We start from the raw sequence: 7,327 nt of genomic DNA, 5'->3' as shown, positions 1-7,327 counted from the left end.
GGCAGCCGGCGCGATCGCGGCGGGTGCGGGCGCCGCTGCCGCGGCGGCCGGCGCATCGGCCGTCGGCGCCTCCGGCCCCGGCCCTGGAAGTGATCCTGGCCCCGCGCCGCCGGTGGCGCGGCGCATCGCGGCCGCGAAGCCGCCCGCGGCTGCCGCATCCTCCGCGACGGGGACCGTCAGGGCGGATGCCAGCGAACCGAGGAAAGGACCGGCGGCCGGGCCGGGCAGCGGGGGCAGGGCGTCCATGGGTTCCCCAGGGGTTGCGCCCGGCCGCTGCGAGCGCCGTTCCAGCCCCGCAGCGGCCCGGGCCGGCAGGAATCCGCCGGCGGGCGGCAAAGCCTGCCGGCCGGCCGGCAGACCCCGCCGGCCAGGCGCGGCCCAGGGCTGGTACGCCGGGTGCTGGGGACCGGGGCAATTCGACAGCCCCTCCCGGAGCCCTCGCGCATGTCCCTCCTCGGCTCGATGATCACCGCGATCGGCGGCCTCGGCGCCCAGAGCCGCGCCCTCGGCCACATCTCGGACAACGTCGCGAACAGCCAGACTGTCGGCTACAAGCGCGTCGACACCAATTTCATCTCCTACGTCACCACGGCGACGGAGCGGGTGCACGAGCCCGGCGCGGTGGTGGCCCGGCCGGCCAGCACCAATGCGGTGCAGGGCACGCTCGAGCAGTCCTCGGACCCGCTCGCCCTCGCCATCGGCGGGCAGGGCTTCTTCAGCGTCGCGAGCCGCGTCGGCACGGCGAACGGCCTGCCCACCTTCGACGAGCGGCAGTTCTTCACCCGCGCCGGCAATTTCCGCCTCGACAGCGACGGCTATGTCGTCAACGGCGCCGGCTACTACCTGCAGGGCTGGACCGTGCCCTCCGGCTCCACCGGGCCGGACCGGACGCGGCTGGAGCCGATCCGGGTCAACCAGCAGGTCTTCAACCCGATCGCCACCAGCACGGTGGAGTTCGGCGCGAACCTGCCGGCCGACCCGCCGGCGAGCCCGCTGGCCGACCCGCTGACCGCCGCCGACAAGGTGCCGATCTATGCCTCCCAGGTCAGCGTCTACGACCAGCTGGGCAACCAGCAGAAGCTGAACCTCACCTTCTCGCGCTACGATTCCTACGACGCCGCCGACGGCGCCACCCCGACCGGCCCGTCCAACCTGCTGCCGGCGCAGACCTGGCGCCTGGTGATCAGCACCGGCACCACCAACCTCGCCGCCGCCCAGCTGACCTTCAACTCGGACGGCACCATCGGGTCGATGGCCGACGATTCCGCCAGCCTGTCCGGCGCGCCGGCCACCACCACCCTGACCGCCAGCGCGACGCCGGCGGCGCCGGCGACCACCGCGCCGGCGATGCTGACGCTGTCGCACGACTTCGGCCTCGGCCTGCAGTCGATCGACCTCTCGCTCGGCTCCTACAACGAGGCGCGCGGGGTGACGCAGTACGCCGACAAGGAGTTCACCGTCCGCAACCTGTCTCAGAACGGCGTGCCGCTGGGCAGCTATGCCGGCGTGCGGATCAACGACACCGGCGACGTGATCATCAGCTACGACAACGGCCAGACCCGGTCGATCAGCCGCGTGCCGCTGGTCGCCTTCAACGACCCGGAGAAGCTGCAGCGGCTGGACGGCCAGGCCTTCATGCGCACGCCCGAGAGCGGCGAGGCGCGGGTGACCGACGCCTCCTCGAACGGGGTCGGCAAGATCGTCACCGGCTCCATCGAGCGGTCGAATGTCGACATCGCCGACGAGTTCACCAAGCTGATCGTGGCGCAGCGCGCCTACAGCTCCAACACGCGGGTCGTGACCGCCAGCGACGAGATGCTGCAGGACACGATCAACATGAAGCGCTGACGGGCTGAGCCGGGGAGCCGCCCGCCATGAGCCTCGACGCCGCCCTGACGATCGCGCGCAGCGGCCTCGCCGCGGTGCAGCGCGGCCTGGCGCAGACCTCGCAGAACGTCTCCAACGCGGAGACGCCGGGCTACACGCGCAAGTCGGTGCCGCAGCAGGCGGTGGTGGTCGGGAACCAGCCCGCCGGGCTGCGCACGCAGGAAGCGGCACGGGCCGTGGACACCGCGCTGCTCGCGCGGCTGGATGCCAGCCGCGCCGCGGCGGCCGGCGCCGGCTTCCGCGAGGAGCTGCTCTCGGGCATCGAGGCCGCGCATGGCGAGGCCGGGGCGATGCTGGCCGACCGGCTGGCGGCGATGCGCACCACCTTCCTGGCGCTGCGGGCGGCGCCGGCGGATGCCGGCAAGCAGCAGGTGGCGGCCAGCGCCGCGACGGACCTCGCCGACCGGCTCAACGGCCTCTCCGACGCGATCGGGGAGGCGCGGCAGCAGGCGCAGGACCAGGTCGTCACCGATGTCGCCACCGCGAATGCCGCCCTGCGGGAGATCGCGTCGCTCACCCTGAAGCTGAAATCGGCGCCGGACGACGGCACCGCCGCGCTGGAGGACCGGCGCGACCAGGCCGTCGCCCGGCTGGCCGAGGTGATGGACGTGCAGGCGGTGCGGCAGCAGGGCGGCGACCTGCTGCTGGTGGCGCGCGGCGGCCTCGTCCTGCCGCTCGATCCCGGCCGCGACGTGCTGGCGACCGCCGAGGCGACGCTTGGCCCGACCAGCGCCTTCGGCGCCGGCGGCACCGTGCCGGGCGTCACCCTGAACGGGCTCGACGCCACCGGGCAGATCCGCGGCGGCCGGCTGGGGGAGGCGCTGACGCTGCGCGACCGCACCCTGCCGCGCTACCAGGCGGAGGCCGACCTGCTGGCCGCCAACCTAGCCGCGCGGCTGGACGCGCAGGGGCTGACCCTGTTCACCGACAGCGCCGGCACCGGCGTGCCGGACACCACGCTTCCCTATGCCGGCAGCGCCCAGGTCGGCTTCGCCGGCCGCATCCAGGTGAACCCGGCCGTCCTGGCGAACCCCGCCCTGCTGCGGGACGGCACGCATGCCGTGGCCGGCGCCGCCGGCGGCCCCACCACCTTCACGCCCAACCCCGCGGGCGGCCCGGCCGGCTTCACCGCCATGGTGGACCGGGTGCTGGATTTCGCGCTCGGCGCCCAGGCCTCCGCCGGCAATCCCTGGCCGGCGATCGCCAGCACCGGCCTGGGGCCGGACGGCACCCTCGCCTCCCCCTTCTCGCCGCCGGCGACGCTCGAGGACTATGCCTCCCGCCTCGCCACCGCCCAGCTCGGCGACCGCGCCGCCGCCACCGCGTCGAAGGACCAGGCGGCGACGCTGCAGCAGGCGCTGCAGCAGCGCTTCGACAAGGCGTCGGGCGTCGACGTGGACAGCGAGATGGCCGGGATGGTCTCGCTGCAGAACGCCTATGCCGCCAATGCGCGGGTGATGAGCACCGTGCAGGCGATGTGGGATGCCCTGCTGGGGGCGGTGCGGTGACCAGCATCGGCCCGCTCGGCCGCTTCGACGCCGAGGTGACAGCGCTGCGCCAGCGCGTCGAGACGCTGACGCGCCAGGTCTCCTCCGGCCAGCGGACCGACCGGCAGGGCGACCTGACGCCGGACCTGCCGCGGGCGCTGTCGCTGCGGGCCGAGATGGCGCGGCGCGAGACCTACGGGTCGCTGATCGGGGAGGCGCTGAACCGCACCCAGGCGACGCAGCAGGCGCTGCAGCGGCTGGGCAGCATCGCCAGCGAATTCGCCGACCAGGTGGCGATGAAGCTCGACCCCAACGACACCGCCTCCCTGTCGCTGGTCGCCACGCGGGCGCGGCAGGCGATGGTCGAGGTGGGGCAGCTGCTGAACAGCCAGAGCGCCGGGGAATACCTGTTCGGCGGGTCCGACCTGGCGAACCCGCCGGTGCCGGACCCGGACGGGCTGCCGACCGGCGGCCTGGCCAGCGGCATCGCCGCCGCGGTCGCCGGGCTCGGCCCCGGCACGGCGGCGACGGTGGCGGCCCAGACCCTGGCGGTGGCGCAGGACGACAGCGCCGGCACCTCCCCCTTCTCCGCCTTCCTGACCGACCCGGCGACCGGCGGGGGAGAGGCGCGGCGGAGCGTGCCCTCGGGCGACGGGCAGCTGGTCGCCTATGGCGTCGCCGCCAACCGCAACGCCGCCGCCGTCTCGGCCGGGGAGACCACCGGGGCCTGGGCGAAGGACCTGCTGCGGGGCCTGGCCAGCCTGGCGGCGCTGACCCCGGCCTCCGCCGCCTCGACCGCGGATTTCCGCGCCTTCGCCGACACCATCCGGAACGGGCTGCGCAGCGCCCGGGACGCCATCGCCGACGAGTCCGGCGCGCTCGGCCTGACCGAGGCGCGGCTGACCGCCACCCAGCAGCGCCACAGCGTGCTGACGGACACCCTGAAGGCCCAGCTTGCCGATATCGAGGAGGTCGACCTTGCCGCCACCCTGACCCGCCTGCAGGACACCCGGTCCACGCTGGAGGCGAGCTATTCCGCCATCGGCCGGCTGGGCAGCCTCACCCTCACCCGTTTCCTCTCATGACAGCCGCACGGTTCAATTCAATGACCGTTAAGCGGCGCCTGCGAGAAATCGCCGTGCGCGCGCTCTGCGGCAAAAGGAATGCCCATGTCCACGCTGGTGCTCGAGCTTCGCCAGGGCGACCTGATGGTCGTGAACGGAGCGCCGATCCGGTTCCGCAACCGCACCCGGATCGAGCTGGCCGCCAAGGCCCGCTTCCTGTTCGGCAAGCAGATCATGGCGCCCGAGACGGCGACGACGCCGGCGCGGCGCATCTATTTCGCCCTGCAGACCGCCTATATCGGCAATGACGAGGAGCGGCCGGCCGGGCTTGGCCTGGCGCGCGACCTGATCGCCGAGTTCCAGGAGGCGACAACCTCGCCCACCGCGCGGGAGATGCTGCGCGAGGCGCTGGCCGCGGCCGAGGCGGATGACTGCTACCAGGCCCTGAAGATCGTCCGCCGCATCATGCGGCACGAGGAGGAGGTGCTGGGCCTGCCGCCGCTGCAATCGCCGCGGGTCGGCGGCTGAGCACCGCTGCCGCGCCCCTCGGCGCGGCGGGGCCGCCCGCGGGGGATCGCCCGCCTCGACCACCGCCCGGCCGGGCGTGCCGGCGGGTGGCACGACGTGGTGCCCGGGGGCGCATCGGCAGGCCGCAGCCCGCCGCCGGGCGGCCGGGACCGCGCCCGGGCCGCCGCCGCGCGGCAGCACACCGCCTTCCGGACTCGCCGCAGCCGGCGCCCCGGGGTGATCCTGCGTGGCTGCCGGGCGGCGGCGATCCGGTGTAGGTCTCGGCGCGGGGAAGGAGACGCGCCATGGAGATCCGCCACCGGACCGTCGAGACCAACGGCATCCGCATGCATGTCGCCGAGGCCGGGGAGGGCCCGGCCGTGCTGCTCTGCCACGGTTTCCCCGAGGCCTGGCATTCCTGGCGGCACCAGATCGCGGCGCTGGCGGAAGCGGGCTTCCGCGCCATCGCCCCCGACATGCGCGGCTATGGCGGGACGGACGCGCCGGCGGCGATCGAGGACTACAGCCTGTTCCACCTGGTCGGCGACATGGTCGGGCTGCTGGCGGCGCTCGACCTGCCGCAGGCAGTCATCGTCGGGCATGACTGGGGCGCGCCGGTCGCCTGGAACGCCGCGCTGATGCGGCCGGACCTGTTCCGGGCGGTCGCCGGCCTCTCGGTGCCCTATGCGCCGCGCGGGCCGATCAGCGGGCTGGAGGCGATGCGCCGGGCCGGCCGGCACGGCTTCTACCAGCTCCGCTTCCAGGCGCCGGGCGAGGCCGAGCGGGCGCTGGAACGCGACGTGGAGGCCAGCTTCCGCGGGCTGTTCTGGTCGCTCTCGGGCGAGGCGCCGGAGGAGGCGCGCTGGCAGCCTGACCAGCCGCTGGGCGGCGGCGGGCCGGCGCCGCAGCCCAGCTGGATGCCGGCCGATGAGATGGCCCAGTATGTCGGGACCTTCCGCCGCACCGGCTTCCGCGGCGGGCTGAACTGGTACCGCAACATCGACCGCAACTGGGCGCTGACCGCGCCCTGGCACGGCGCCCGCGTCGCGGTCCCGGCGCTGTTCGTGGCGGGAAGGCGCGACCCGGTGCTGGGCTGGACCGGCAAGGCGGTGGAGGCGCTGCCGCGCACGGTGCCCAACCTGCGCGGCACGGTGCTGATCGAGGCCGCCGGCCACTGGGTGCAGCAGGAGGCACCGGCGGAGGTGAACGCGGCGCTGCTCGGGTTCCTGCGCGGGCTGTAGGGCGGGGGTGCGCCGCCCGGCGCCCCGCTAGAGCAGATCCCGCTCAGGTGAAATCACCTGATCGGATGACGATGCTCGTCGATCCAGAAGACGAGAGCGGTTGCGGTGAGCCATGGCGAAGGGCAACCGCCCTAGGCGCCCTGGTCGAGGCCCGCCCGCAGCCGCCGCCCCTCCTCCCCGGCCGGGTCGATCAGCCCTTCGCGGAGGAACAGGTCGATCAGCACCAGGTTGACGTTGAACTTCACGTCCTCGCCGTCGCGCACCGCCTCGAACAGCCGCCGCACCGGCCAGAGCTCGAAGCGCTCCACCTCGTCGTCGTTCGGCCGTGGCACGAAGGCCTCGGGCAGGTCCAGGTCGAAGCAGTGCAGCAGGTCGCGCCGCAGGCCGCCCTCCGCCCGCATGGCGTAGGTGACGCGGCCGACCGCGCGGGCCCGCAGCGCCAGGTCGGGCGGGATGCTCGCCTCCTCCGCCGCCTCCTTCACCAGGGTCGCCTGCGGGTCGAGGCCGGCCGGCATGCCGCCGGCCACCAGGTTGTCCAGCTTGCCCGGCGCCACCGCCTTGGCGCGGGACCGGTGCCCGACCCAGAGATGCAGCCCGTCCGGCTGCATCACCCGGCCGTTCAGGTGGATGCCGGCGGCGGCGATGCCGAAGACCGGCAGGGCGCCGCGGTCCAGCACCGCCAGCACCGGGCCGTCCCAGCCCGCCCGGACATCGAACGCCTCGCCCCGCAGCCGGAGGAAGCCCCGCCCCTCCAGCGCCCGGGCGAGGTCGGCCAGCGCCTCGCTGCGCGCGGCGGGGCTGCGCAGGCGGCCGGCCAGGGCGGCGCCCTGGCCGTCGAAATGGACCTCCTTCGGGAAGAAGGTCAGCGCCCGCGCCACGTCCGGCCCCAGCCAGCCCACCTGCGCCCCGCCGATCCGGAAGGGGATCAGCCCGGCGGGCGACGCCAGGTCGTTGCAGGCGGCGATGTGGCGATCGAAGGGGGTCATGGCCCGGTCTACAGCGGTTTGCGTCCCTGGGTGAATGCCGCCAGCCCGGGCCGCCCGGCCAGCGCAGCGCCGGTGCCGACCGGCAGCCGCGCGGCGGGCCCGCTGCCCCTCCCCCCCCGGCACGCCAGGCCAGGCGGGCCAGCGGGCCGGCGGCG

General features: G+C 74.8%; 6 protein-coding genes. 5 read left to right on the top strand and 1 reads right to left on the bottom strand.

The features are described 5' to 3' along the window. Positions 1-444: 444 nt before the first annotated feature. The 5 genes from E2C05_RS26225 to E2C05_RS26205 all read left to right on the top strand — a co-directional run bounded on the left by E2C05_RS26225 (position 445) and on the right by E2C05_RS26205 (position 6,186). Complete coding sequence (locus E2C05_RS26225; RefSeq protein ID WP_133222608.1) at positions 445-1,848, top strand: flagellar hook protein FlgE; 1,404 nt, start codon at positions 445-447, stop codon at positions 1,846-1,848. A 26-nt stretch (positions 1,849-1,874) separates the two neighbouring features. Continuing rightward, positions 1,875-3,395 (top strand): flagellar hook-associated protein FlgK, encoded by a 1,521-nt coding sequence (locus E2C05_RS26220; protein ID WP_133222607.1) that lies wholly within the window; start codon positions 1,875-1,877, stop codon positions 3,393-3,395. Then, on the top strand, positions 3,392-4,459 hold the full coding sequence (locus E2C05_RS26215) for a flagellin (protein WP_158292377.1): 1,068 nt from the start codon (positions 3,392-3,394) through the stop codon (positions 4,457-4,459). The genes E2C05_RS26220 and E2C05_RS26215 overlap by 4 nt, the downstream gene beginning before the upstream one ends. Before the next feature lie 84 nt (positions 4,460-4,543). Beyond that, positions 4,544-4,966 (top strand): flagellar biosynthesis repressor FlbT, encoded by a 423-nt coding sequence (locus tag E2C05_RS26210; RefSeq protein ID WP_133222605.1) that lies wholly within the window; start codon positions 4,544-4,546, stop codon positions 4,964-4,966. A 284-nt stretch (positions 4,967-5,250) separates the two neighbouring features. Continuing rightward, positions 5,251-6,186 (top strand): alpha/beta fold hydrolase, encoded by a 936-nt coding sequence (locus E2C05_RS26205; protein WP_133222604.1) that lies wholly within the window; start codon positions 5,251-5,253, stop codon positions 6,184-6,186. Positions 6,187-6,317: 131 nt separating this feature from the next. Here the strand turns inward: E2C05_RS26205 and E2C05_RS26200 are convergent, their stop codons facing one another. Beyond that, positions 6,318-7,172, bottom strand: a complete 855-nt coding sequence (locus tag E2C05_RS26200; RefSeq protein WP_133222603.1) for an NUDIX hydrolase — start codon at positions 7,170-7,172, stop codon at positions 6,318-6,320. Positions 7,173-7,327: the final 155 nt, after the last annotated feature.

The organism is Paracraurococcus ruber, assembly GCF_004353985.1.
GTDB lineage: Bacteria > Pseudomonadota > Alphaproteobacteria > Acetobacterales > Acetobacteraceae > Paracraurococcus > Paracraurococcus ruber.
This window is presented reverse-complemented; position numbering and strand designations above follow the sequence as displayed.